This window comes from Streptomyces sp. NPDC093225, from assembly GCF_044753805.1.
Taxonomy (GTDB): Bacteria; Actinomycetota; Actinomycetes; order Streptomycetales; family Streptomycetaceae; genus Streptomyces.
In genome coordinates this window covers 1-22,656 of sequence record NZ_JBIVNX010000084.1, presented here as the reverse complement: position 1 = coordinate 22,656, position 22,656 = coordinate 1, and the positions used below count along the sequence as shown (strand labels likewise).

General features: G+C 72.6%; 25 protein-coding genes and 1 pseudogene. 12 read left to right on the top strand and 14 right to left on the bottom strand.

All coding sequences use genetic code 11. From position 1 onward, the window contains the following. Nucleotides 1–188: 188 nt before the first annotated feature. Both ACIQCH_RS37105 and ACIQCH_RS37100 read right to left on the bottom strand, forming a co-directional pair. Nucleotides 189–2,195 (bottom strand): FUSC family protein, encoded by a 2,007-nt coding sequence (locus ACIQCH_RS37105; protein WP_402588547.1) that lies wholly within the window; start codon nt 2,193–2,195, stop codon nt 189–191. Between the two features lie 116 nt (nt 2,196–2,311). Then, on the bottom strand, nt 2,312–3,151 hold the full coding sequence (locus tag ACIQCH_RS37100; RefSeq protein ID WP_402588545.1) for a hypothetical protein: 840 nt from the start codon (nt 3,149–3,151) through the stop codon (nt 2,312–2,314). A gap of 189 nt (nt 3,152–3,340) precedes the next feature. On the opposite strand from ACIQCH_RS37100, the gene ACIQCH_RS37095 reads away from it, so the two are divergent. After that, on the top strand, nt 3,341–3,742 hold the full coding sequence (locus tag ACIQCH_RS37095; protein WP_402588543.1) for a hypothetical protein: 402 nt from the start codon (nt 3,341–3,343) through the stop codon (nt 3,740–3,742). Nucleotides 3,743–3,901: 159 nt separating this feature from the next. Next, the gene (locus ACIQCH_RS37090) at nt 3,902–5,290 is read left to right on the top strand and encodes an FAD-binding oxidoreductase (RefSeq protein ID WP_402588541.1); all 1,389 of its coding nucleotides are present in this window, start codon (nt 3,902–3,904) and stop codon (nt 5,288–5,290) included. A gap of 91 nt (nt 5,291–5,381) precedes the next feature. On the opposite strand, the gene ACIQCH_RS37085 is transcribed toward ACIQCH_RS37090, so the two are convergent. The 5 genes from ACIQCH_RS37085 to ACIQCH_RS37065 all read right to left on the bottom strand — a co-directional run bounded on the left by ACIQCH_RS37085 (nt 5,382) and on the right by ACIQCH_RS37065 (nt 7,501). After that, complete coding sequence (locus ACIQCH_RS37085; RefSeq protein ID WP_402588539.1) at nt 5,382–5,582, bottom strand: hypothetical protein; 201 nt, start codon at nt 5,580–5,582, stop codon at nt 5,382–5,384. Between the two features lie 60 nt (nt 5,583–5,642). Next, nucleotides 5,643–5,996 (bottom strand): hypothetical protein, encoded by a 354-nt coding sequence (locus ACIQCH_RS37080; protein ID WP_402588537.1) that lies wholly within the window; start codon nt 5,994–5,996, stop codon nt 5,643–5,645. A 93-nt stretch (nt 5,997–6,089) separates the two neighbouring features. Next, nucleotides 6,090–6,407 carry a hypothetical protein gene (locus ACIQCH_RS37075; protein ID WP_402588535.1) on the bottom strand — a complete coding sequence of 106 codons (318 nt, stop codon included), beginning with the start codon at nt 6,405–6,407 and terminating at the stop codon, nt 6,090–6,092. Nucleotides 6,408–6,481: 74 nt separating this feature from the next. Continuing rightward, the gene (locus ACIQCH_RS37070; protein ID WP_402588533.1) at nt 6,482–7,255 is read right to left on the bottom strand and encodes a CbtA family protein; all 774 of its coding nucleotides are present in this window, start codon (nt 7,253–7,255) and stop codon (nt 6,482–6,484) included. Nucleotides 7,256–7,282: 27 nt separating this feature from the next. Further along, the gene (locus tag ACIQCH_RS37065; protein ID WP_030207772.1) at nt 7,283–7,501 is read right to left on the bottom strand and encodes a CbtB-domain containing protein; all 219 of its coding nucleotides are present in this window, start codon (nt 7,499–7,501) and stop codon (nt 7,283–7,285) included. Nucleotides 7,502–7,693: 192 nt separating this feature from the next. On the opposite strand from ACIQCH_RS37065, the gene ACIQCH_RS37060 reads away from it, so the two are divergent. Next, a complete protein-coding gene (locus ACIQCH_RS37060; RefSeq protein WP_402588530.1) occupies nt 7,694–8,146 on the top strand; it encodes a histidine phosphatase family protein in 453 nt (150 codons plus the stop codon). 9 nt (nt 8,147–8,155) lie between these two features. On the opposite strand, the gene pucL is transcribed toward ACIQCH_RS37060, so the two are convergent. Next, nucleotides 8,156–9,073 carry a factor-independent urate hydroxylase gene (pucL, locus tag ACIQCH_RS37055; RefSeq protein ID WP_402588528.1) on the bottom strand — a complete coding sequence of 306 codons (918 nt, stop codon included), beginning with the start codon at nt 9,071–9,073 and terminating at the stop codon, nt 8,156–8,158. Between the two features lie 244 nt (nt 9,074–9,317). Next, the gene (locus tag ACIQCH_RS37050) at nt 9,318–10,676 is read right to left on the bottom strand and encodes an aspartate aminotransferase family protein (protein WP_402588526.1); all 1,359 of its coding nucleotides are present in this window, start codon (nt 10,674–10,676) and stop codon (nt 9,318–9,320) included. A gap of 184 nt (nt 10,677–10,860) precedes the next feature. Between ACIQCH_RS37050 and ACIQCH_RS37045 the strand changes: the two genes are divergently transcribed. From ACIQCH_RS37045 to ACIQCH_RS37035, 3 genes and pseudogenes are all read left to right on the top strand, one after another. Then, nucleotides 10,861–11,175: a PRC-barrel domain containing protein gene (locus ACIQCH_RS37045; protein ID WP_402588524.1), complete on the top strand. Its 315-nt coding sequence runs from the start codon at nt 10,861–10,863 to the stop codon at nt 11,173–11,175. 36 nt (nt 11,176–11,211) lie between these two features. Continuing rightward, entirely contained in the window at nt 11,212–11,628 is a 417-nt protein-coding gene (locus ACIQCH_RS37040; RefSeq protein WP_402588522.1) for an STAS domain-containing protein, read from the top strand. Beyond that, a pseudogene (locus ACIQCH_RS37035) lies at nt 11,625–12,092 on the top strand (ATP-binding protein); the annotation flags it as partial. The gene ACIQCH_RS37040 and the pseudogene ACIQCH_RS37035, both read left to right, overlap by 4 nt. A gap of 34 nt (nt 12,093–12,126) precedes the next feature. On the opposite strand, the gene ACIQCH_RS37030 reads toward ACIQCH_RS37035, so the two are convergent. Continuing rightward, nucleotides 12,127–13,179: an RNA polymerase sigma factor SigF gene (locus ACIQCH_RS37030; RefSeq protein WP_402588521.1), complete on the bottom strand. Its 1,053-nt coding sequence runs from the start codon at nt 13,177–13,179 to the stop codon at nt 12,127–12,129. Between the two features lie 174 nt (nt 13,180–13,353). Here ACIQCH_RS37030 and ACIQCH_RS37025 point away from each other — a divergent pair, with 174 nt between their 5' ends. After that, nucleotides 13,354–14,832, top strand: a complete 1,479-nt coding sequence (locus ACIQCH_RS37025; RefSeq protein WP_402588519.1) for an FAD-dependent oxidoreductase — start codon at nt 13,354–13,356, stop codon at nt 14,830–14,832. Between the two features lie 85 nt (nt 14,833–14,917). On the opposite strand, the gene ACIQCH_RS37020 is transcribed toward ACIQCH_RS37025, so the two are convergent. Continuing rightward, complete coding sequence (locus tag ACIQCH_RS37020) at nt 14,918–15,391, bottom strand: MarR family winged helix-turn-helix transcriptional regulator (protein WP_402588517.1); 474 nt, start codon at nt 15,389–15,391, stop codon at nt 14,918–14,920. A 101-nt stretch (nt 15,392–15,492) separates the two neighbouring features. Here ACIQCH_RS37020 and ACIQCH_RS37015 point away from each other — a divergent pair, with 101 nt between their 5' ends. Together ACIQCH_RS37015 and ACIQCH_RS37010 are read left to right on the top strand one after the other, a co-directional pair. Next, nucleotides 15,493–16,752, top strand: a complete 1,260-nt coding sequence (locus tag ACIQCH_RS37015; protein WP_402588515.1) for a multidrug effflux MFS transporter — start codon at nt 15,493–15,495, stop codon at nt 16,750–16,752. Between the two features lie 144 nt (nt 16,753–16,896). Continuing rightward, complete coding sequence (locus ACIQCH_RS37010) at nt 16,897–17,112, top strand: DUF4287 domain-containing protein (RefSeq protein ID WP_402588513.1); 216 nt, start codon at nt 16,897–16,899, stop codon at nt 17,110–17,112. An 87-nt stretch (nt 17,113–17,199) separates the two neighbouring features. Here the strand turns inward: ACIQCH_RS37010 and ACIQCH_RS37005 are convergent, their stop codons facing one another. From ACIQCH_RS37005 to ACIQCH_RS36995, 3 genes are all read right to left on the bottom strand, one after another. Further along, a complete protein-coding gene (locus ACIQCH_RS37005; RefSeq protein ID WP_402588511.1) occupies nt 17,200–18,363 on the bottom strand; it encodes an MAB_1171c family putative transporter in 1,164 nt (387 codons plus the stop codon). Continuing rightward, nucleotides 18,360–19,013 carry a hypothetical protein gene (locus tag ACIQCH_RS37000; protein WP_402588509.1) on the bottom strand — a complete coding sequence of 218 codons (654 nt, stop codon included), beginning with the start codon at nt 19,011–19,013 and terminating at the stop codon, nt 18,360–18,362. The genes ACIQCH_RS37005 and ACIQCH_RS37000 overlap by 4 nt, the downstream gene beginning before the upstream one ends. 110 nt (nt 19,014–19,123) lie before the next feature. Continuing rightward, nucleotides 19,124–19,633 (bottom strand): helix-turn-helix domain-containing protein, encoded by a 510-nt coding sequence (locus ACIQCH_RS36995; protein WP_402588507.1) that lies wholly within the window; start codon nt 19,631–19,633, stop codon nt 19,124–19,126. 146 nt (nt 19,634–19,779) lie between these two features. Between ACIQCH_RS36995 and ACIQCH_RS36990 the strand changes: the two genes are divergently transcribed. The 3 genes from ACIQCH_RS36990 to ccrA form a co-directional block, all read left to right on the top strand. Next, on the top strand, nt 19,780–20,295 hold the full coding sequence (locus tag ACIQCH_RS36990; RefSeq protein WP_402588505.1) for a winged helix-turn-helix domain-containing protein: 516 nt from the start codon (nt 19,780–19,782) through the stop codon (nt 20,293–20,295). Nucleotides 20,296–20,662: 367 nt separating this feature from the next. Further along, nucleotides 20,663–21,730: a BTAD domain-containing putative transcriptional regulator gene (locus ACIQCH_RS36985; RefSeq protein WP_402588549.1), complete on the top strand. Its 1,068-nt coding sequence runs from the start codon at nt 20,663–20,665 to the stop codon at nt 21,728–21,730. 74 nt (nt 21,731–21,804) lie between these two features. Continuing rightward, on the top strand, nt 21,805–22,656 hold an 852-nt coding region (gene ccrA / locus ACIQCH_RS36980), incomplete at its 3' end, for a crotonyl-CoA carboxylase/reductase (protein ID WP_402588503.1).

Genomic DNA, 22,656 nt, shown 5'->3' with positions numbered 1-22,656 from the left:
AGGCCCACCCCTGGGGCTTCGGGCCTTCGGCCTGGCCTGCGGCCACCCCAGGCCCGGGCCTGCCTCCGGACCAGCCTGCCACGACGCGTCAAGCGCCTTCCCCACACACCACGGGACCCACCGGGCACCGCCAAGGATTCGGCGACCTTCCACCCCTCACAGGCGGGGCGAACATGTCACGGGACCCCTCACAGGCGGGCCGAGGCGATCGCGCGGGCTCCCGCGACCTCCTGGCGGAGGGGCTCGAGCACGCCCTCGTCCTCGTCCTCGCCCTCGTCCTCCGGCACGGCGTCGCGCAGCGAGTCGGGGTCGCGGTCGGCGCGCACCACCGCGGCCAGCTCGCGCAGCTCGGCGGCGATCGCGGCGACCTCCGCCGCCGGCGGCTCGGCGGCGCCGTGGTTGACCCGCACGCGGGCCGCCGTGGTGGCGTCGACGATCCGCTCCACGGCCACCACCAGCGGCCACCAGGCGGCCGCCCGGGTCCCGGTGGGCGGCGGCTCGGTCAGGGCCCGCTGGAACTCCGACCGGACGGCGGACATGTCGCGGTAGATCCGTCGGCGGGCCTGCACCCGCGCCACCCGGGCCGCCCGCAGCCGGTCCTCGTCGATGCCGAGGTCGGTGCGGAAGGCCCGCTCGACGTACCGGGCGGCGTCGTCCACGGCCCCGGCGAGGCGGTCGCCGACGCGGCTGTGCCAGCTCTCGGGCCACAACAGGTAGCCGGCGATCAGGGTGATCGCGCAGCCGATGAGGGAGTCCAGCAGGCGCGGCCGGACCAGGTCGAAGCCCTGGTGGTTGAGGAGGTCGGAGAGCAGCAGGATCACCGGGGTGATGGCCGCGGTCTGGAAGGCGTACCCCTTGACGGAGAAGATCGGGATCAGCGCGCCCAGGAGCACCATCACGGGTACGTCCCAGCCGCCGCGCGGCACCTCGGAGAGCACCGCGGCCGCCACCACCAGGCCGCCCGCGGTGCCCAGGGCCCGCAGCACCGCCCGCGAGAACACCGAGCCGAAGTCGGGCTTGAGGACGAAGGTGACGGTCAGCGCGACCCAGTACGAGCGCTCCACCTCCACCAGCGAGACCAGCGACTGGGCCAGCCCGATGCACAGCGCCAGCCGCAGCCCGTAGCGCCAGGACTCGCGGGAGAACATCAGGTCCCGCACGTTGCGGCGCACCCGGATGCGCAGGGCGGCCGGGCGGCCCAGCCGGTCGTCCACGTTGTACGGGTCGGGGTCGGGCGCGTGGACGATGGCCGCCGCGTGCCGCAGGGCCGCCTCGATGGCCCGTTCCGACGGGGTCGACGGCGGGGCGAGGCCCAGGTCGAGCTCGCCGGTGCCGGTGCGGCCCTCCTCGACGGCCTCGGCGAGCTCCCGTACCGCCGCCGGGATCGAGGGCGGCAGCGGCCGGCCCCGCTGGTGCGCGGCGGGCGCGGCCTCGACCAGCGGGATGACCACGTTGAGCTGGGCCAGCAGCCGCACCAGGGCCGGGTTGCGGCCGTGCACCCGGGCCCGCCGCCCGAGGACGAGGTCGTAGGCCTGGTTGAGGGCCTGGGTGACCTCCTGGCGGCGCTCCTCGTACGCGGGCCCGCCCGCCGCCTCCAGCAGGTCGGCCAGCGAGCGGTAGGTGGCCGCCACCGCGGCCCGCTCGGGCCCCCGGCCGCGCAGCGGCCAGCCCAGCAGGGTCAGCAGCAGGACGAACAGTCCGCCGGCGGTGAGCAGCACGGGCGCGGTCCACCAGGGTTCGGGCATCGCCAGCCCGGCCCCGACCACGGCGTTGAGCAGGAGCAGCAGCCCGGAGACCGAGGCCACGGTGCCGATCGAGGAGATCATCCCGGAGACCAGCGCGACCAGGGTGAGGGCCGCGACCGCGACCCAGCCGTGGCCGTAGACCAGGGTGCCCAGGGCGACGCCGACGGCGCCGAAGAACTGCGGGACGGCGATGTTGTAGACGCGCATGCGGTAGGCGTCGGCGGTGTCGCCGATCACCGCGGCCAGGGCGCCCATGGAGACGAGGGCGCCGTACTCGGGCTCGTCCGTGATCCAGCCGACGGCCAGCGGGGCGGCCAGCCCGATGCCGGCCCGGGCCGCGGCCGCCCACGGGACGGGGGCGGCGGACGGGCGCAGGCCCGCCAGGAGCCACTCGGGGGGAGCCAGCGGGTGGGGCCGGGAGCGTTCGGGCGGTGCCTGGTCCGTGCTCATGGCCGTGGAGCTCCTGCGCGAATCGTTCCTTCTGCCTACAGAAGCGAGCTTATGGGGTGACCGGCCGCCGCCGGCAGGGTGCGGTGCCGCCCCGTCGGCACCGGTCGCGCGGGCCGTCAGCCGGGCCGCGGCAGCCGCCCGGCGAGCCAGGCGCCCAGTGCGAGCGCCACCCCCGCGGCGAGCACCACCCAGGCGGTGGTCCGCAGGAAGGCGGTCAGCGCGTCGTACACCGCCCCGGCCGCCGCCCGGTCCACGTCGGCCGGCAGGTCGTCGAGGGTGAGCCGGCGGCCCACCGGCACGGCGGCCGCCAGCACCAGGGCCCCCACGGCCAGCCCCACCCCCGTGGCGGCCAGCGCGGTGCGGCGGTGCGCGGAGACGGCGACGGCGACGGCGATCAGCACCAGCGTGGTGACGGGCAGCCAGATGCCGGCGACCTGCAGCACGTGGAACCCCTTCCGGAGGGCGCCCAGGTTCTCGTACTCCATGACCGTGATCGCGGTGTGCGTCTCGGGGATGCGGTCCACGAACGGCACCCCGTCCGCCATCAGGTCCGCCTTGACCTGCGCGATGACGGGGGCGAGGTCGACGCTGACCGTGTTGCCCGCACCGCTGTCCAGGGCGTCGAAGAAGGCGTGATGGGCGGCGCGGTTGGCCGCGTTCCACGCGGTGCGGAAGGCCTCGGTGTCCACGAACGACTCCACCGCCTCGCCGAGCAGCCCGGTCACCGCCCCCTGGAAGGGGCCGGCGTCGATCTGCCGCGCGATGGCCGTGGTGGCCTGCCCGGCCACCGCCCGGCGGACGTCCGGGTCGCGGGCGAGCGGGGCCATGGCGGCGACGTACGCGTCCTCGTCACCGAGCACCCGGTCGGCCCACACCGCGGCGGCGCCCAGCGGCACGAGCACGGCGAGGAGCGCGACGAGCACCCCGTTCAGCACCGCCGACCATGAGCTCCGCACGTCACCAGGGAACGGGACGCGGTCCGGCCGCCGCGAGCGGGACTGCTGCGCGCGGGTGAGTGATTGATCCACTTGCCGGTACCGGGGCGCGGGTGTGCCCTTGAGGGTGGAGAGCCGACGGCCGGGCGCCGGGCGGTGGCGCCGCACCCGGTGTGCGGCCCCCGGCGCGCGCCACGGAAGGAGTCCGTCATGGCACACGCGGGACCCGCGGCCCCCGGCCGACACATGAGCGGCCTGAAGGTGAGCGGCTGGCACTTCGTGGCCCCGTTGGGCATGGGCCTGTTGTACGGGCTCTGGGCGGCGTTCATGAAGCGCGAGCGGGGGACGCTCCCCGTCGACGCCGCCAACATCTGGTACGGCATCCTGTGCGGCGTCGTCTTCGCCGTGGCGTGGTTCGCACTGGCCCGGTTGGGCCCGGCGCTGCCGCGCGAGCTGCGGGCGACCATGTGGTTCGCCTTCACGGGGATCTCGTTCGGCTACCTGTACAGCCTCACCAACGACAGCATCTGGCGCACCGTCGTCGTCGCCCTCTCGGTGGCGATCCCGGTCGGCGCGGGGGCCTTCTACCGCTACTACATGCGCGAGCCCTAGCCGTAGCGCCGGGTGCGGGACCGGCCCCGGGGGACGCCGTCGACCGGCGGCGCCCCCCGGGGGCGGGGCTTGCCGCGCAGGAGGAGACTGGGGGTGGGCCCGGGTGGGCCTCCGGCGCGGCCGTCGAGGATCGGACAGGGGGGTCCCTGGAGGACGGCCATGGGCGGTACAGCTGTGGAGACGCTGCGCGAATCGCTGCGCGGCGAGGTGATCGGCCCCGAGGACGCGGGGTACGACGAGGCCCGGAGCATCTACAACGCGATGATCGACCGGCGGCCGGCGGTCATCGCGCGCTGCGCGGACTCGACCGACGTCCGGACGGCGCTGCGGTTCGCCCGCGACGCCGGCATGGACCTGACGGTGCGCTGCGGCGGGCACAGCGGTGCCGGCCTGTGCATGGCCGACGACGCGCTGGTGATCGACCTGTCGGGCATGCGGTGGGTGCGGGTGGACCCTGCGAAGCGGACCGCCCAGGTGGGCGGCGGCACCCAGCTCGGCGACCTCGACCACGAGGCGCACGGATACGGGCTCGCGACCCCCGCCGGCATCATGTCGACGACCGGGGTCGGCGGGCTGACCCTGGGCGGCGGGCACGGGCACCTGACCCGCGCGTACGGGCTGACCATCGACAACCTGCTCGCGGCGGACGTCGTCCTCGCGGACGGCTCGACGGTCACCGCGTCGCCGGACGAGCACCCCGACCTCTTCTGGGCGTTGCGCGGCGGCGGTGGCAACTTCGGCGTCGTGACCTCGTTCCGCTTCGCCCTGCACCCGGTCAAGGACGTGGGGCTCGCCGTCACCCTCTGGGAGCCGGAGCACATCGGGGCGGTGCTGGACTGGTACCGCACGTTCCTGCCGGCCGCGCCGAAGGACCTGAACGGCTTCTTCGCCACGCTGCGGGTCCCGCCCGCGCCGCCCTTCCCGGAGGAGATCCACGGCAGGCGGATGTGCGGCGTGGTGTGGTGCACCACCGGCGCCCTGGACGAGGAGGGCCTGGCGAAGACCTTCGCCCCGGTCGTCGAGCCCGCCCGGCCCGCCTTCCACTTCGCGACGCCGATCCCGTACCCGGGCATCCAGGCGATGTTCGACGAGCTGATCCCCAAGGGCCTGCAGTGGTACTGGCGCGGTGACTTCTTCGACCGGATCACGGACGGCTCGGTCGACGTGCACGGCACCTTCCTGGAGAACATCCCCACGGAGCTGTCGACGATGCACCTGTACCCCGTCGACGGCGCGGCCCACGACCCCGACCGCGAGGACACGGCCTGGGCCTACCGGGACGCGGTCTGGTCCGGTGTGATCGGCGGGATCAGCCCGGAGGCGTCGGAGGCCGAGGCGATCCGCACGTGGGCGGTGGACTACTGGGAGGCCCTGCACCCGCACTCGATGGGCGGCGCGTACGTCAACTTCCTCGGCGCGGACGAGGGCGGAGACCGCGTCCGGGCCACGTACCGCGGACACTACGACCGGCTGGCGGAGGTGAAGCGGACGTACGACCCGGACAACGTCTTCCACCACAACCAGAACGTCGTCCCGGCAGGCGGCTAGGGGGTCCCGGGGCGCCGGCCCCGTGCCCTCGGCGACGCAGGGTGGTCGCGTGAGGTTCGACCACGGGGCACGGGAACCGGCGCCTTCGGTCTCAGCTCCGGGCGCCGGGCCGTCGCTCGGGGAGCTCGGTCAGGTGGTCCGGTTCCGCCGCCTCCGCCCCGCCGGCGGCCGGCGGTCCGGAGGGTCCGGACGGTCCGGCGGGTGCGGGGGGCACGACCGGCGGGCGGGGGGTCGAGCGGGCGGCCTCGGCGCGCAGCATGGCGTGCAGCGCCGCGAAGGGGTCGAAGGGCATGGCGAAGCACCTCGCGGTGGTGTGGGGGGTGAAGGGTGTACGCGTCTGACGCCGGAGCGGTCAGCAGCGCAGCACCGCACCCCGCACCGCGGCGGGCGGCCGTACCGGCTCGTCCCGGGGTGCGCACGAAGGGGAGCGCGGCCCGGAGGGGAGGGCGGGGGCGGCCGTCGGGGCGGCCCCGGGCGCCCGGCGCGGCGCCGCCTCGCGCGTGAAGTGGCGTACGACCACCCGGCCGTCCGCGTCGGGAGCGGCGGGGTCACCGGGCTCGGCGGGCGCGCCCGCCGACGGGGGTGCCTCCGCCGGCCCCGCACCGGACGCGGCCCCGCACACCAGGCCCACGAGCGCGAGCAGCACCGCGGTGAGCACGGCGCACAGCGCCACGCTCCCGCGTCGCCCGCGCCGCGTTCCGCTCATGCCCGTGAGGTTTCCACGGCGGGACCCGTCGCCCAGCCCCCCGGGGCGCAGAACCGCCCGATGGGCGGAGCGCACGCGCCGGGCCGGGGGCGCTCAGACCACCCAGAAGCCGAGCACCATCGTGGTGACGCCCAGCAGTGCCGCCGTGAGGTGGAGTCCCGCGTGCCCGTAGTCGCCGTGGACCAGCTGCCGGACCAGGCCGCCCAGTGCGGTCAGCGTCGAGACGATCGCCACCTGGGGGACGAGCAGGACCTGGAAGAAGGGCAGGAGGGCCAGGAGTAACACGCCCAGCCATAAGGGCGCCGAGCCGGTCCAGCCGTACCAGTGCCACAGGTCGCGTGGCCGGGCGTGCCGCTGCCGCCGCTCGCCGCTCCTGGTCGCCACCGCGCTGTTGCTCGCCGAATCGTCCACGGCGCCGCCTCCCCCGTACAACTGACCCTGTCGACAGGGCCGTTGTACCGGAAGAGGCGGCGTCCGAAGTAGCCTCAGGACGGTACGGCCGCGGATCGCGCGGCCGGCGCCCCCGCGGGGGCGGGCGTCAGCACCCGCTCCGCGAGCACCCCGAAGACGAGGCCGAAGGCCGTCCACATGGTGGCCTGGATGGCCAGCGACACCATCCTGAACTGCCAGATGAGGGTGGCCGGGAAGTCGGCCGGTACCTCGTTGACCGCCGGCAGGAAGGCGAACGCCAGCCCGATCGCGACGACGAAGACCGCCCCCGCGACGACGGACGCGTTCCAGTTGCCCAGGCGCGGGGCCAGCCGGCGCCCGAGGATCACCGCGCCCGCCGACAGCAGCAGGCTCAGCACGATCATCAGGACGTACAGCGTGGTCCGCTTCCCCACGGTGTCGGGGTCGCCGACGGCCGGCGGGTTGGCCGGGTACTTGAGGAAGGGCACGAGGGACACGGCCACGAAGGCCCCGCCCGCCGTCAGCGCCGCGGTGGCGCGCACCCCGAACCGCCCGATGCGGCCCAGGACGAAGCAGAAGACCAGCGCGGCGATACCGCCCAGGGCGATGCTGAAGAGCCCGACGGCGGTGCCGAGGCCCGCCGTCGCCTGCATCGTCCGGCTGACCAGCTCCTCGGCGTGCTCATGGGCGCCGCCGGCCGCGGCGGCCTCGTGGGCCTCCTCGAAGGCGATGGCCGCGTCCACCTTGGACTCGCCCAGGAAGTACGAGACGAGCCACGAGAGCACCCCCGCGACGAGCCCCGCCAGCATTCCGCGGACCAACAGGGCCCGTACGGAGACAGAGTTCACGATCGTTCCCCGGTTCCTCTCCGTGCCTCAGTGGCAGGGGAAGCCGAGCAGGTGGCGGCCGTCGTGCATCCACTCGTGGATGGTCTCGCCCTGGACGAGCGCGGTGGCACCCTGCTCGCCGCCGACGACGTAGAGGAGGGCGAGCATGAGGACGCCGAAGAAGACGGCCCACGGGGCCAGGGCCTTCAGCGAGATGGGGGCGATGGCGGCGTCGGTGGCCGTCGCGGGCACAGTGGCCTGAGCCATGGCAGAACCTCCAGAGGGAACACGCGTCCCGGTCAGTGGTGCACTCAACGACGGTTACGGGTCTGACTTCTCCCCTCCTGGATGGAGGGGAATCACAGTGGCGCGACCGTGCCGGATTCTCACCGGTACTTCCGTCCTACCGTCGTCTATTGGTCATGTCGTCCGAGACGGTACCGCGTTTATGCTCCGCTTATGAAGCCCTCATCGGTACGAGTTCGGCTGGTCACGCCCGCTCTGGACGGGGATGTCCGGGAGCGGCGGTTCGGCGGAGGGGGGCCCTTCGCGATGCGGGCGGGCGACTGGGCGGGCCGCACCCTCGACGAGGTCGCGGCCGAAGACCCGGCGGCCCTGCACGCCTGGCTGACCGACCCCGACTTCGCGCCCCCCGGCGGGGAGTCGGTCACCGGACTCGTCGCCCGCGCCGGGGCGTGGCTGACCTCCCTGGAGCCCGGCACGCACCGGGTGGAGGCCGCCGACCAGGCCTTCGTACGGGCGACCGTCGTGCACGCCCTGGACCTGCCGGCCGCGGCCTTCTGGCGGCTGGACGCACGCCCCCGCACGGCCGTCGAGCTCAGTGGCCGCGCGGGGCGGTGGAACCTGCGGATCGGGACGCCCGAAGGGGCTGCGGACCCCTCGACCGCCTGAAGAGCACTCCTAGGCCACGATCCAGTCGCTGGTGGCGATGACGGGGCTCACGCCGTCGCGGTGGATGGTGCCCTCGATCAGGCCGTACATCCGGTCGGCCGCGTAGTACACCTCGTTGTCGTTCTTGAGGCCGAAGGGCTCCAGGTCGACGAGGAAGTGGTGCTTGTTGGGGAGGTTGAGCCGGACCTCGTTGACCCGCGGGCAGTTGTCGAGCACGCGCTCGGCCATCTGGTTCAGCGTCTGCTGGAGCGAGTACGAGTAGGTCTCCGCGAAGGCTTCCAGCATGTGCTTGCGGACCTTCTTGTACGACCGGTCCCAGTCGTCCCCGGCCTCGTCGGCGGCCAGGCGGGAGTGGGCCCAGCGCGCCGTGACCTTGGTCGCCAGGATGCGGTCGTACGCCTCCCGGAGGGTCGTGTACCCGTCCTTGATGTAGCCGTGGAACTCGGAGTCGGTCGAGTTCATCACCGTCAGGTCCTTCAGGCCCGAGATGACCTGCAGGCCCGTGGTCTCGCTGTAGGTGATCTGCGCGGTGCGCACCTCCTGGCCCTTGCGGACGAAGGAGTGCTGCTCCTTGCGGGTCGGCACCGGGATGCGGTCCCAGGCGAACTCCTCGATCCGGATCTGCGCTTCGCGGATCGGGGTCTGGGAGGAGACGAAGTGCTTGGCGAGCAGGATGCCGAAGGCCTCGGGCGACTCGACGCCGTGCTCCTTGGCGAACGCGTAGACCGTGTTCTTGGTCGTGTCGGTCGGCAGGCAGTTGGTGTTGTCGCCGGTCAGGTGCACGTCGCGGAACTCACCGCGGAGGGCGACCGACACGTTCAGGTCGCGGATCTCGTGCCAGGAGCCGTCGCTGCCCTTGCGGGTGACCTTGACGATGCGGTTCTCGGCCTTGCCGTACTGGTTCTGGGCCAGGACGTGCTTGCTCATGCTCGGTGTCCTTCGGGTACGCGGAGTCCAGGGGATCCCGTACGCCCGGCGTCCAACGCCCGTGCCCGGAGCCCTTTCCCGAGAGTCCGGCCGCGCGCCCCCCGCCGTTCGGTCCCGGGGGACCGCCCCGGGACTGACGTGCATCCCGGTCCGTAGGTGCATGTCGGATTGCAGCACGTACGCGGGGGAACGGGCCCGGTCCCGAACCTCCGAGACCCGGGCCCCCGCTTCGGCGGAACCCACATCACGCCATGTGGGCGTCCGTGACCGACAGCGCCTCGTCGAGGATCTCCAGGCCCTCCCGGGCCTCGGCCTCCGAGAGGGTGCACGGCGGTGCGACGTGGGTGCGGTTCATGGTGGTCAGCGGCCACAGCCCGCGCTTGCGGCAGGCGGCGGCGAAGGCGTTCACCGGCGCGTTCGCCCCGCCCGTGGCGCCGTACGGCACCAGCGGCTCGCGGGTGGCCGGGTCGCGGACGAACTCCAGCGCCCAGAAGGTGCCCAGGCCCCGCACCTCGCCCACGGACGGGTGCCGCTCGGCCAGCTCCCGCAGGCCCGGGCCGAGCACCTCGGCGCCGATCCGGGCGGAGTGCTCGACCACGCCCTCCTCCGCCATGGCGGTGATCGTGCCGACCGCGGCCGCGCAGGCCAGCGGGTGCCCGGAGTACGTCAGCCCGCCGGGGTAGGGGCGGGTGGCGAAGGTCTGCGCGATGGCCGGCGAGATCGCCACGCCGCCGAGCGGCACGTAGCCGCTGTTCACGCCCTTGGCGAAGGTCAGCAGGTCGGGTACGACGTCCCAGTGGTCGGCGGCGAACCAGGCGCCGGTGCGGGCGAAGCCGACCATCACCTCGTCGAGGACGAACACGATCCCGTACCGGTCGCACAGCTTCCGTACCCCGGCCAGGTAGCCGGCCGGCGGCACCAGCACGCCCGAGGAGCCGGGGACGGTCTCCAGCACGACCGCCGCGACGGTGGCCGGCCCCTCGAAGACGATCGTGTCCTCCAGGTGCCGCAGCGCGCGCTCGCACTCCTCCGCCTCGGTGGTGGCGTGGAACGGCGACCGGTAGAGGAACGGTCCCCAGAAGTGCACGGTGCCCGCGGTGCCGGTGTCCGAGGCCCAGCGGCGCGGGTCGCCGGTCAGGTTGATCGCCCCGGCCGTGGCGCCGTGGTACGAGCGGTAGCTGCTCAGCACCTTGGGGCGGCCGGTGTGCAGCCGGGCCATGCGGACGGCGTTCTCCACGGCCTCGGCGCCGCCGTTGGTGAAGAAGATCTTGTCGAGGTCGCCGGGGGTGCGCTCGGCGATCAGCCGGGCGGCCTCGGAACGCGGTTCGGCGGCCAGCCCGGGCGCCAGGGTGCAGAGCCTGCCGGCCTGCTCCTGGACGGCGGCGACGACCTTGGGGTGCTGGTAGCCGAGGTTCGTGTAGACCAGGGCGCTCGAGAAGTCGAGGTAGCGGTTGCCGTCGTAGTCCCACAGGTACGAACCCTGCGCGCCGGCGACGGGCAGCGGGTCGATCAGGTCCTGGGCGGACCAGGAGTGGAACACGTGGGCCCGGTCCGCGGCCCGGACGGCGTCCCGCGTGACGGGGTCGGTCGCGGTCTCGCTCATGCTGTGCCTCCCAGGGGCGGACGACGGCGGATCGGAACCCGTCAGCATAGTCCCTATATCGCCTGTCGGAAACTTACTTCCGAAGTGCGAAAAACGAATGGCGGGTGGAGAGGCGGGTAGGTGCGCGGCATACCCGTGGAGCGGGCGGGGGGCCGCCGGGGCGTGGATGCGGCAGGGAGGAAGCATGACCACCGACATGGCCGGACTGGTCGGATACAAGGTCGAGGCGTCCGACGGACACATCGGCAAGATCGACAGGCACAGCGAGTACGTGGGACGGCAGTTCGTGGTCGTCGACACCGGGCCCTGGATCTTCGGCAGGAACGTGGTGGTGCCGGCCGCGCTGGTCGCGCGGGTGGACGACGAGAACGAGACCGTCCACATCTCCGCCACCAAGGGCGAGATCAAGGGCTCGCCCGACTTCGAGAGCGGGCAGCACGAGGACGACGTGGCGGTCATCCGGCTCATCGAGCAGTACTACGCGAACCGCCACATGTGACGCTGGTACGACCACACGTGCGTCCGGAGGTTCCCAATGGCTGAGGTACCCACGGTCCGAGCTACGGCCGGCCGTAAGGACGGCGAGCGCTTCGCCGTCGAGGTGCGGCCCGAGCACGACCGCGTCGTCCTGCTGCTCTCGGGGGAGCTGGACCACGACACCGCGGAGCCGTTGCGCGAGGCCGTCACGGCCGCGTTCACCGGGCCCGGTCGGCCCCGGCTGGTCGTCGACTGCGCCGGGCTGCGGTTCTGCGACTCCACCGGCCTGAACGTGCTGCTGCGGGCCCGGCTCGCGGCGCAGGAGGCCGGCGGCACGCTGGAGCTGGCGGACGTGCGCCAGCCCGTCGCCCGGATGTTCCGCCTCACCGGGGCGGACGGGGTCTTCCGCATCCACGCGGACCTGGCGACGGCCCTGGCCGGCTCGCAGGACACCGTGGAGGAGGATCGGTCATGACGGGGAACGGCGAGGTGCTCCCCGCGGAACAGACCCGCCGGCTGTGGCTGGGCGGCGGGACCAAGGGCGTGGTGACCCGGTGCCGGGACTTCACCCGCGAGGCGCTGGCCGACTGGCGGTGGACGCCCGTCCCCGACGACTCCGGGTACCCCGCGGACGGGGCCTACCCCGAACCGCCCGCCGGTCAGGACCCGGAGGAGTGGGAGGACCGCTGGGCGGCCGTCGAGGACGCGCTGCTGCTGGTCTCCGAGGTGGTCACCAACGCCTGCATGCACGCCGGCGGCCCCACCGAGCTGCTGCTGCACCGCGCCCCCGGGCTGCTGCGGATCGAGGTCACCGACCCGAGTCCGGTGCCGCCCCGGGTCAGGCCGCCCGGCGACCCCGCCCTGCCGGGGGGCCACGGGCTGGTCGTGCTGGAACGGCTCTCCCGGGAGTGGGGCTGCCGGCCCGCCGGCAGCGGCAAGACCGTGTGGCTGGAGGTCGCGGCGCCGGCGCCGCTCACGCGGGAGCGGCGGTCGACCGCTCAGGACGGAACGACCGCTCGGGACGGGCGGACGCGGCCGGACCGGCCGGCGCCGACGGGCCGGCAGGACGGGGGGCGGGAGGACCGGCAGGGGACTCCGGGGGCGGATCCGCCAGCAGCCCCTTACGCAGCTCCGCCAGCGTCCGGCTGAGCAGCCGCGACACGTGCATCTGCGAGATGCCAAGCCGGGCGCCGATCTCGGACTGGGTCAGCTCGGCGCCGAACCGCAGCGACAGGATCTCCTTGTCCCGCTCCGACAGCCCGGCGAGCAGCGGCCTGAGGGCCTCCAGGCACTCGATGCGCTCGTACGCGGGCTCCTCCTCGCCCAGCGACCGCTGGACGGTGCCCGGATCGGCGTCCTCCTGCACCGGCGCGTCCAGCGACCGGGACACGTACGCCTGGGCGGCCCGCCGGCCCTCCGCCACCTCCGCCTCCGTCGTCCCGAGCCGGTCGGCGAGCTCCGCGTCCGTGGGCGTCCGGCCCAGCCGCTGCTCCAGCGCGTCGGAGGTCTTGGCCAGGTCCAGCCGCAGCTCCTGGAGGCGGCGCGGCACCCGGACCGCCCAGCTGGTGTCGCGGAAGTAGCGCTTGATCTCGCCGGTGATGGTGGGCAGGGCGAACGAGGTGAACTCCACGCCCCGGTCCGGGTCGTAGCGGTTGATCGCCTTGATCAGGCCGACGGTGCCGACCTGGACGATGTCCTCCAGCGGCTCGCTGCGGCCGCGGAACCGGCGGGCGGCGTACTTCACCAGGCTGAGGTTGAGCTCGACCAGGGTGTTGCGGACGTACGAGTACTCCGGCGAGCCCTCGGCGAGCATGCCGAGCCGCAGGAAGAGGGCCGTGGAGAGGGCCCGGGCGTCGGTGGTGGACGCCTGCCGGGGGTTGTGGAGCACGTCCTCGACGGGCACGGGCGCGGGCAGGCGCGCCGGCGAGGCGGTCCGGGTGTGCTCCGGCCCGCGGTCGGCGCGCGGTGCCGAGGTGCGGCCGGCAGGGCGGGGTTCCGCGGTCTGCCGGACGGTCCTGGGAGTCATGGGGGGCCTCCGACCAGTGTCGGTATGCACCCGTTTCATACCCTCTGTGGGGCTTGTGACCCTTTCTCGCGCCGCGCTGGTCCCAGGAGGCCGTCCGGGGGCAGGAATGGACGTTTCGCTGCACATGGCGGTGTATTACGAATTTTAGGACGGCGGTGCGGGTACGTGCCGGGCATGGGCAGCGGTATCGGATCGTCGTACTGGACCTCCAGCACGCCCGCGACCGAATACCCCGTCCTCGACCACGACCGCACCGCCGACGTGGTCGTGGTGGGCGGCGGCATCGCGGGGCTCTGCACGGCCTTCGAGCTGGCCTCGGCCGGTGTGGAGGTGGTCCTCCTGGAGGCCGACCGGATCGTGCGCGGCACCACCGGGTACACCACCGGCAAGCTGACGGCCCTGCACGGGCTGTGCTACTCCCGGCTGCGCCGCGAGCACGGGCCGCGGGCGGCCGGCCGGTACGCGGCGGCCCAGCTCGACGCGCTGGCCCGGGTCGCGGAGCTGTGCGCGGAGCTGGAGCTCGACGCCCAGTTGGAGCGGGTGCCGGCCTACACGTACGCCACCCGGCAGAGCGGTACCACCGAGCTGCGCGCGGAGGCGGCCGCGGCCCGGGAGGCGGGCCTGGACGCCACGTACGTGACGGAGACCGGGCTGCCGTTCCCGGTGGCGGGGGCGGTGCGGCTGGACGACCAGTACCAGTTCCACCCGCGCCGCTTCCTGCTCGGCATCGCGCACGAGCTGACCCTGCGGGGCGGGCGGATCCACGAGCTGAGCCGCGTGGTCGAGGTGAAGGAACGGGCGCACTGCCGGGTCGAGGTCGCGGGCGGGTCCGTGGTCTCGGCGCACGACGTGGTGCTGGCCACCGGCTTCCCGGTCACCGCCCACTCGGCGCTGCTGGCGCGGCTGGGGGTGCGCCGGGAACTGGTGCTGGCCGCCCCGGTCGAGGCGGCGGCCGCTCCGGAGGGCATGTACCTGACCGCGGAGGACCACGTCCGGTCGGTGCGCACCGCTCCGTACGAGGGCGGGCGGCGGCTGCTCGTGGTCGCGGGCGAGTCGTTCGTACCGGGCGCCGACGACGGGACCGCGGCCCGGCTGGTCCGGCTGGAGGAGTGGGCGGCCCGGTTCGCAGTGGCGGAGCCCTGGTACCGGTGGGCGGCGCAGGACGTGGACTGCGTGGACGGGCTGCCGTGCGTGGGGCACGAGCACCCCGGCACCCAGCACGTGTTCGTGGCCACCGGGTTCGGCGGTTGGGGGCTGAGCAACGGGGTGATGGCGGGCGGGCTGCTGGCCGCCCACGTCACCGGGGCCGCGCGCCCCGACTGGACCGAGCTGTTCGACCCCCGGCGGCGGCTGCCGCTGCGCGACGCCCCGGCCCTGGTGCGCGGCCAGGCGGCGGTGGCGCGGCACTACCTCGCCGGGCGGGCGCCGGCCCGGGCGGCGGCGCGCGTGCGGCACGCGGGCGCGGGGTCCGCGGGCCGGGAGCCGGACCGGCCGGTCGTGCGCTGCCCCCACATGGGGTGCGAGCTGGGGTTCAACGCGGCCGAGCGGACCTGGGAGTGCCCCTGCCACGGTTCGCGCTTCGCCGAGTCCGGCGCCCTGCTCCAGGGGCCGGCCACGAAGCCGCTGGAGAACCCGCCGCCGGCTCCGGCGTGAGGCCGGCTTCGACGCCGGTCCCGGGTCCCGGGTCCGTGTCCCGGCGGCCCGGGGTTCGCCGCGCCGTCGTCGGGGCGGACGTGGGTCAGAGCGCCGCGTCCCAGTGGGCCAGGTCCTCGATCAGACGGGCCGTCGTCGCGGGCGGCAGGGTCTCGGCCAGCAGCTCCCGCAGCTGGGCGGTGTGCGCGTCCAGGGCCAGATGGAGCTTCTCGCGCCCCAGCGGGGTGTGCCGCAGCAGGAACGCCCGCCCGTCGCAGGGGTCGGGCTCGCGGCTGATCAGCCCCTTGGTCAGGGCGCGGGCCACCAGGCGGGTCGTACCGCTGGAGGTGAGCCCGATCGCCTCGCCCAGCGGGGCGGCCTGCGCGGTGTGCCCGGGCTGCTGCCACAGCCGCAGCAGGAGCTCGAACTCCGGTCCTTCGAGGCCGGAGGCGGCGGCCATCACCGGCCGGGTGCGGTTGTGCAGCAGGTGCACGACGCGGCTGAGGTGCCCGAGCAGCCGGACCCCTTCGGTGGCCGCCAGCACGTCGATGCCGGTGCCGTCGTCTCGCACGTCTCCCATGGGCCCATCCTCGGGCATCGGGGTCCGCCATCCGGACAGTGCGCGTCCGGGGCCTCCCGGCCCTTGAAAATATACCTGCCTAGGCAGGTATATTTTCGGTCATGAGCAGCCCGCGCCCCACCCCCGAAGGAACCGCGGCACACGTGTCCGAATCCGCCGCCGCGGTGGCCGCGCAGCCGGCCCGCCCGGCGCCCCGCATGATCCTCGTGCTCGGCGCCCTCTCCGCGTTCGGCCCGCTGAGCCTGGACATGTACCTGCCCGGCCTGCCGCAGCTGGCCGGCGAGTTCGGGGCGACCGCCGCCGACGCCCAGCTCACCCTCACCGCCTGCCTCATCGGCCTCGCCCTCGGCCAGCTGGTCGCCGGCCCGCTCGCCGACGCGTGGGGCCGCCGGCGGCCGCTGCTGTGGGGGCTCGCGGCGTACGCGGCCGGTTCCGCGCTGTGCGCCTTCGCGCCCTCGGTGGGCGCGCTCACCGGGCTGCGCCTGCTCCAGGGCTTCGCGGGCGGCTTCGGCATCGTCATCTCGCGGGCGATCGTCTCCGACCTCTACTCCGGGACCGCCGCCGCCCGCGTCTTCTCGCTCCTGATGGTCGTCAACGGCAGCGCCCCGATCCTGGCCCCGCTGCTGGGCGGGCAGTTGCTCCGGCTGACCGACTGGCGCGGGGTGTTCTGGGTGCTCTCCGTCGTCGGCACCCTGATCCTGGCCGGCGCCGCGCTCGTCATCGGCGAGACGCTGCCGCCGGAGTCCCGCGGGGCGCGCGGGTTCGGGGCGACCGTGCGCGGGTTCGGTGCCCTGCTGCGCGAACGGCGTTTCCTGGGCGAGACGTTCACCGCCGCCTTCGGGTTCGGCGCGCTGATGGCGTACATAGCCGGCTCGCCGTTCGTGCTCCAGCAGGTCTACGGGCTCAGTGCCCAGCAGTTCAGCCTCGTCTTCGGCGCCAACTCGATCGGCATCGTGGCCATGGGCCAGCTCAACGCCCGGCTGCTGCGCCGGCTGTCGATGCGCGCGCTGATCGGCTGCGGGGTGGCCCTGTCCGGGACCGGTGCCACGCTGCTGCTGGTCTCCGCGCTCGCCGGGCTCGGGCTGCCCGGCGTCCTGCCCGCACTGCTGATGATCGTCTCCAGCGTCGGTCTGCTGGGCCCCAACACCGCCGCCCTCGCCCTGCAGGGCCGGCCGCGGACGGCCGGCAGCGCCTCGGCCCTGCTGGGCCTGTGCCAGTACGCGCTCGGCGGCCTGATGGCGCCGCTCGTCGGCCTCTCCGGCGCCGTCTCGGCGCTGCCCATGGCGGTGGTGATCGCCTCCTGCGCCGTGCTGTCGGCGCTCACCTACGCGTTCGTGGCCCGGCCCACGCCCGCCGCGTAGAGCCGGAACAGCCGCGGCTCGTCACGTCCCGTCCGGACCGGACGGGACGTGACGCAGGCCACACCGGTCGGCCGATGAGTCCGCGGCCCGCCCGCGGTCGTAAGGGCGAGACGCGACAGCGACGGACCGAGAGGACGCCCCCCCATGACCGCCACCCCCGCCCCCAAGGGCCCCGCCAGCTACTTCCCCTCCATCGAGAAGAAGTACGGCCACTCCGTCGCGCACTGGGTCGACCTCATCCGCGCGTCGCCGCTCACCAAGCACATGGAACTGGTCGCCTGGCTCAAGTCCGAGCACGCCCTGGGCCACGGCCACGCCAACGCCCTCGTCGCCCACACCCTCGCCACCACCCCCGAGTAGCCGCGGCGGACCCCGCCGGGGTGCGACCCCGCACTCCGCGCGGGCGTTCCCGGCTCCCGTACCGGTTCTCCGTGCAGGGCCGGTGTGTCAGGTGGAGGCGGCGAACTCGGTCGGGGCCTGGACCGCGGGCGAGTGGTAGGCCTCGCTGATGGCGCGGAGCCGGTCGACCTCGACGTCGAAGTCGAAGTCCGCAGGGAGCTTCGGACTCGGTTGCGCGTTGCCCGCCGGTGCCGGTGACGTGCCGGCGAGCTTCGCGGCGACGGCCGTGTGCAGCCAGATGGCCTCGGCCAGGGCAGAACTCCGTTCGGGGGTGAGTCCGTACTGTTCGGCAGCGGAGTCGGCTCGTTCGCGAAGGTCCGGCGAGGCGTAGTCCGCCAGCACCAGGGTGGCGTCACGGATCTCGATCACCGCACGGTGCAGCCGGACCCGCGGGCCGGGGCGCATGGACCGGATGTCCAACACGACGTGGGGAACGGCCCTGGTGAGCACGGCCCACAGCGGACGGATGCTTCGAAGTGACCGCCAGTCACGCAGCACCCGCCACCGGACGCCGATGGCGGGTATGGAACTTCCCAGGATGATCAGCGACATGGAGGTGTACTCGAGGACGTCGGCGATGTGGTCGGCCCACGCGTCCTCGATGGTGGTGTGCACCAGGGCGAGCAGCATCAGGACGGTGCGGAAGAGGCTGTACAGCACGCCGAAGGCACTGCCCGTGCCGAGTATCCGCAGGCCCGAGCGCAGCCAGCGGGCGCCCGCATGTCTGCTGCTCCCCCAGAACAGCCGAGTGGCCACGGTCATGGCCATCCCGAGGGACCCGAAGCAGACGATGTAGTAGGCGGTGCCCGGGGCACACCCCATGTTCGTGTCGAAGAAGTTGTCGGATTCCTCCGGCCGAGGGGTGAGCGCGAAGAGGACGACCAGCGACGTCATGGTGATCGCGGATGCCGGAACCAGGACGCGGCGCAACCCGGAGACGGAGTCGGGCCGGGCGATGACGGTGACGAAGTCGAGAATCGCGGCGGACGCGACGATGCCGCACAGGTTCTTGCCCAGGGTGGACAGGTTGTGGACGCCGACGAAGGCGTCGGTCGCGTGCATGACTTCCGGCACCCCGAGGGTCATCGCCACCGCGATCGATGCGAAGGCGACGCACAGCGCACGCTGCTTGGGCGTGCGGATGGCGCCGGGAAGGCGCCAGGCCGCCACGGCCCACAGCAGGATCAGAGTGAGGCTCTTGACCGTCGTCACGCGCTGCTCCCCGGGCGGCCGAGGGCGTCGTTGAGGCGGGCGAGGACGTCCGACGCGTCACTCGAGGTCGAGATGGCCTCGTTGCGGCTGGCGCGTTCGAGGATGAGGGTTGCCAGGGTCTCCGCCTCCTCCTCCTGCCGGCCCTCGAACTTGGTGCGGCCCAGAAGGTGGAGGATGCGGTCGGTGGACAGCCCCAGTGCGATGTCGGTGGACGTGGGTCTGGTGGCGGCCACCTTGATCCGGGCGGCCTCGGCGCGCATGGTCTTGGCGATGGACGGGTCGGGAGCCAGTCCCTTTTCGGAGTCGCCGGTACGCGCCAGAAGCCGGCGGAAGTGCTCCGAGACGGTGACGGGTTCGTCGTCGGCATCGCCGCTGACGTGGAGCTGGGGCGAGACGTGGCCGAGCAGCATGTGGGCGATCTCGTGCAGGACGATCTGGATCTTGAGGATGTCCGCGGCCCCGGCCTCGTAGAACACCAGGTCCGCCGTGTCGAGGCCCACCCAGATGCCGCACGGCAGGCCGGTATCACCGGGACCGTCGAGGGGGAGTACGAGGAGCGGACGTCCTCGTTGTGCGGAGATGTTCGCGCAGAACACCTCCAGGTTGAACGGCTGGGGGATGACCAGTTCGTCCGCGACTTCCGTGCGCACGCCGCCGCGCCCGCTCCGCCACCACCTCATTCTTGGCTCCCCCGCCATTTCCCGACTCGGACCACAGACACGGCCCGGTCGGACACTCTCGCCGATACGTTCCCCGCGGCCTACCCGCGACGGCGCCTCGAGGGCGGGAGCGTTACTTCGGACAGACCCTCGGCTTGACGGAACCCCTCGACGATGCTCTTGATCCCGCGAATCGACCGGGCTGACAAGCCGCCGAGGCGGAACGCCACGGCGCGGACCTCGTTGTCCTGGAGGACATCGGCAAGCTCGTCGGCGGCTTCGGCCGCTTCGGCGCTCTCCTTGATCCCACGGATCCGGTCCTCGACGGCTTCTGAGACGTCGTCATCGAGGAAGTAGGCCGTGGGCACGCCGAAGAAGTCGGCCAGTGCGCGGAGCGAGTCGACGCTGGGGTTGGTGACCTTGCCGGTCCGGATCGCCTGGACGGTGCCGTGGGAGACCGTGGGGTCTCCTTCGCCGGCACGCTCCCTGATCAGCTCGGCGATCTCGTGGTACGTGAAGGGCCCGCGTCCCGCGGGATGGATCGCGACGATCAGGTAGTCGAGTCTCTGAGCAATCGTGCGCCGACTGCTCGCCGAGTCTCTGCCGCTCACCTGTCAGCCTCCCTCCGGGCGTGGTAGCAGACGCGTGTCCGTCCGCGTCTCATTGTCTCGCTCACTAGATGTGGTCGCAAGTAACCATACTTCTCTTTTCGTAAATCCAGTGGGCATGGCGGCCGTGCGGGTGGGAGGCTGTCGAGGTGGCTCATCGACCTTCTGCCTCCGCGGCCGGTTCCTCGCTTCCTCCTTTGTCGCGGCCTCAGTTGGCGGAGGCCCGGCGTGTTCGTGCGGTCGAGCTGTTCGAGGACGGTGTCTCGAACGCGGAGATCGCGCGCGTGGTGGGTGTGTGTGCGGAGAGCGTGCGGCGTTGGCGTCGGGCGTGGGAGGAGGGGGGTGCTTCGGCCCTGCGGCGGCGTGCGGCCACAGGTCGCCCGCCGAAGCTCGACGACGCCCAGGTCGAGACCGTCCGGGCCGCTCTGGAGCGAGGTGCTCGAGCGTGGGGCTTCGAAGCCGATCTCTGGACCCTGGAGCGAGTCGGCGAGGTCGTTGCCAGGGTGACGGGGGTGGTGTTGTCGACAGCGTCCGTGTGGCGGCTGCTGACCGGCAGGCTCGGATGGAGTCTGCAGCGGCCCGAGCGGCGGGCGGTCGAGCAGGACGAGTCGGAGATCGCCCGTTGGGTCGCGCACGGGTCGCCGCGCAGCAAGAAGAGGCCGTGACCACACGTGGTGGTCCCGTCCGGGACCCGGGCTCAACCCGGGGGGAACCGCTGTGATCCTCGCTCAGGAAGCGTGCCCTCGCCGACCTCGCCGGCGGCCGCCTCGCCCATGTCGCGGACGCCACCGAATGGGTCATCCACCACATCGCCCGAAACTCCCGACCGCCGTGGATTCCCCTCGCCGGCACAGGCCTGACCAGCCAGCGGCCCCATCCCACCTAACTTACGAAAATATTAGGTCCGGCCATCTTGTTCACTTGACAGGCCGGAGTGGTCGCTGCGTACATTCACCTCGCGTCTAGTCAACTAGCGGACGTGGAAGACAGTGTCTTGTTGGCAAGACGCGTCGTCCGGTGCGCGCTCTCGGCATGCCGGCGGACGCCCTGCTGCGGGATGCGCCCGGGCTTTCGTCCGTCGCCTTACTGCGGCGCGTAGCCGCACGAGTGCAGAGAGGTGCGCGGGGCGTCTACTTCGCTAGGCGTCCGTACGGAGAGGTGCGGCACTGGAGGGCTGAGGGCGAGGGCTTCGGGCTCACGAACACGGCGCGGAGGCGCGGGGCGCTCCGCCGAAACGTTCGGCCCGGCAGTGCCACCGCACGGATTCACGCGCTGTTTTCCATAAGGTCACATTACGGGGGAATAATGCAGTTTCGGATACTCGGGCCATTGGAAATTGAAACGCTGGACGGGCAGCGCGTAAGCCCTCGAGCGCTCAAACTCCGCTCACTCCTGGCCTACCTGTGCATGCACAGCACACGACCTGTCTCGATGGACCGCCTCATCGACGCCCTCTGGTCCGGGACGCCTCCACAGAGCGCCACCACGGCCTTGCACGTGTACGTCTCGCAGCTGCGGAAGTACCTGTCGAGCGTGGGAGTCGATCCGCAGCTGATCGTCACGCAGCCGCCCGGGTACCGGCTGGACCTGTGCAGCCAGACGCTTGACCTGCGACGATTCGAGTCCCTGCTCTGCCACTTCCGCAGCCTCCACGCGCAGGACCGGCTCGAGGAGGCGGCGGAGGCCCTCAACACGGCCCTGGCGTTGTGGCGTGGACCGGCCCTCGAAGACCTACGAGTGGTGCCCTTTTTCCACAACCTGTGTCGGCAGTTGAACGAGAAGCGCGCGTTCGCGTACGAGCAGAAGTTCGAGATCGAACTCAAACTCGGGCGGCACAACTCGCTGATCGGTGAACTCTACTCGCTCATCGACGAGCAGCCGACCCGCGAAAACCTCTACTGGCACCTGATGATCGCCCTCTATCGCAGCGGTCGCATTGCGGAATCGCTCGCGGAGTACGGCAGGATTCGAAAGATCCTCGTTCAGGACCTGGGAGTCGAGCCCGGGCTGAAGTTGCAGAAGTTGCATCGAGCAATCCTCGCGCGAGAAGCGTGGCTGGACCACTCGTGGGAGGACGTGAGGTCCGCATACGCCTGCTGACCTGGTCGCCGCACCGTATACCCCGGCTCCTGTGCATTTCCGCACACACATAACAGACTCAGAGGGATCCGAACGTGAAAGACATACTGGAAGCCATCCTCTCCGATGACGCGGCAGCCTCCGATTTCGCTGCCCTCGCTGTTCCGGAGAGCTACCGAGCCTGCGTCCTGCGCAAGGAAGACGCGGGAATGTTCGAGGGCATGGCTACCGCAGAAAAGGATCCCCGCAAATCCCTTCACCTCCAAGAGGTTCCGGTTCCGCACCCCGGTCCTGGCGAGGCTCTGGTGGCGGTGATGGCCAGTTCGGTGAATTACAACTCCGTCTGGTCGAGCATCTTCGAGCCGGTGTCCACGTTCAACTTCCTGGAGCGCTACGGCCGCCTGTCGGAGCTCACCAAGCGCCACGACCTGCCGTACCACGTCATCGGCTCCGACCTCGCGGGCGTGGTCCTGCGCACCGGCCCGGGCGTCAACTCCTGGAAGCCCGGCGACGAGGTCGTCGCGCACTGCCTCTCCGTCGAGCTGGAGTCCTCGGACGGCCACAACGACACGATGCTCGACCCCGAGCAGCGCATCTGGGGCTTCGAGACGAACTTCGGCGGCCTGGCGGAGATCGCCCTGGTGAAGTCCAACCAGCTGATGCCCAAGCCGAACCACCTGAGCTGGGAGGAGGCCGCCGCCCCCGGTCTGGTGAACTCCACCGCCTACCGGCAGTTGGTCTCCCGCAACGGCGCCGGCATGAAGCAGGGTGACAACGTTCTCATCTGGGGTGCCAGCGGCGGCCTCGGCTCGTACGCCACCCAGTTCGCCCTGGCCGGCGGCGCCAACCCCGTCTGCGTCGTCTCCTCCCCGGAGAAGGCCGAGATCTGCCGCAGGATGGGCGCCGACGCGGTCATCGACCGCAACGCCGAGGGCTACAGGTTCTGG

Excerpts from the sequence above, each read along its gene's own strand:
- ACIQCH_RS37040 (WP_402588522.1), top strand. The coding sequence starts at position 11,212 with ATGGCTGAGGTACCCACGGTCCGAGCTACGGCCGGCCGTAAGGACGGC.
- pucL (WP_402588528.1), bottom strand. The coding sequence starts at position 9,073 with ATGAGCAAGCACGTCCTGGCCCAGAACCAGTACGGCAAGGCCGAGAAC.
- ACIQCH_RS37080 (WP_402588537.1), bottom strand. The coding sequence starts at position 5,996 with ATGAGCGGAACGCGGCGCGGGCGACGCGGGAGCGTGGCGCTGTGCGCC.
- ACIQCH_RS37090 (WP_402588541.1), top strand. The coding sequence starts at position 3,902 with ATGGGCGGTACAGCTGTGGAGACGCTGCGCGAATCGCTGCGCGGCGAG.
- ACIQCH_RS37010 (WP_402588513.1), top strand. The coding sequence starts at position 16,897 with ATGACCGCCACCCCCGCCCCCAAGGGCCCCGCCAGCTACTTCCCCTCC.
- ACIQCH_RS37050 (WP_402588526.1), bottom strand. The coding sequence starts at position 10,676 with ATGAGCGAGACCGCGACCGACCCCGTCACGCGGGACGCCGTCCGGGCC.
- ACIQCH_RS37020 (WP_402588517.1), bottom strand. The coding sequence starts at position 15,391 with ATGGGAGACGTGCGAGACGACGGCACCGGCATCGACGTGCTGGCGGCC.
- ACIQCH_RS37065 (WP_030207772.1), bottom strand. The coding sequence starts at position 7,501 with ATGGCTCAGGCCACTGTGCCCGCGACGGCCACCGACGCCGCCATCGCC.
- ACIQCH_RS37030 (WP_402588521.1), bottom strand. The coding sequence starts at position 13,179 with ATGACTCCCAGGACCGTCCGGCAGACCGCGGAACCCCGCCCTGCCGGC.
- ACIQCH_RS37025 (WP_402588519.1), top strand. The coding sequence starts at position 13,354 with ATGGGCAGCGGTATCGGATCGTCGTACTGGACCTCCAGCACGCCCGCG.
- ACIQCH_RS37015 (WP_402588515.1), top strand. The coding sequence starts at position 15,493 with ATGAGCAGCCCGCGCCCCACCCCCGAAGGAACCGCGGCACACGTGTCC.
- ACIQCH_RS37105 (WP_402588547.1), bottom strand. The coding sequence starts at position 2,195 with ATGAGCACGGACCAGGCACCGCCCGAACGCTCCCGGCCCCACCCGCTG.
- ACIQCH_RS37045 (WP_402588524.1), top strand. The coding sequence starts at position 10,861 with ATGACCACCGACATGGCCGGACTGGTCGGATACAAGGTCGAGGCGTCC.
- ACIQCH_RS37085 (WP_402588539.1), bottom strand. The coding sequence starts at position 5,582 with ATGCCCTTCGACCCCTTCGCGGCGCTGCACGCCATGCTGCGCGCCGAG.
- ACIQCH_RS37060 (WP_402588530.1), top strand. The coding sequence starts at position 7,694 with ATGAAGCCCTCATCGGTACGAGTTCGGCTGGTCACGCCCGCTCTGGAC.
- ACIQCH_RS36985 (WP_402588549.1), top strand. The coding sequence starts at position 20,663 with ATGCCGGCGGACGCCCTGCTGCGGGATGCGCCCGGGCTTTCGTCCGTC.
- ACIQCH_RS37095 (WP_402588543.1), top strand. The coding sequence starts at position 3,341 with ATGGCACACGCGGGACCCGCGGCCCCCGGCCGACACATGAGCGGCCTG.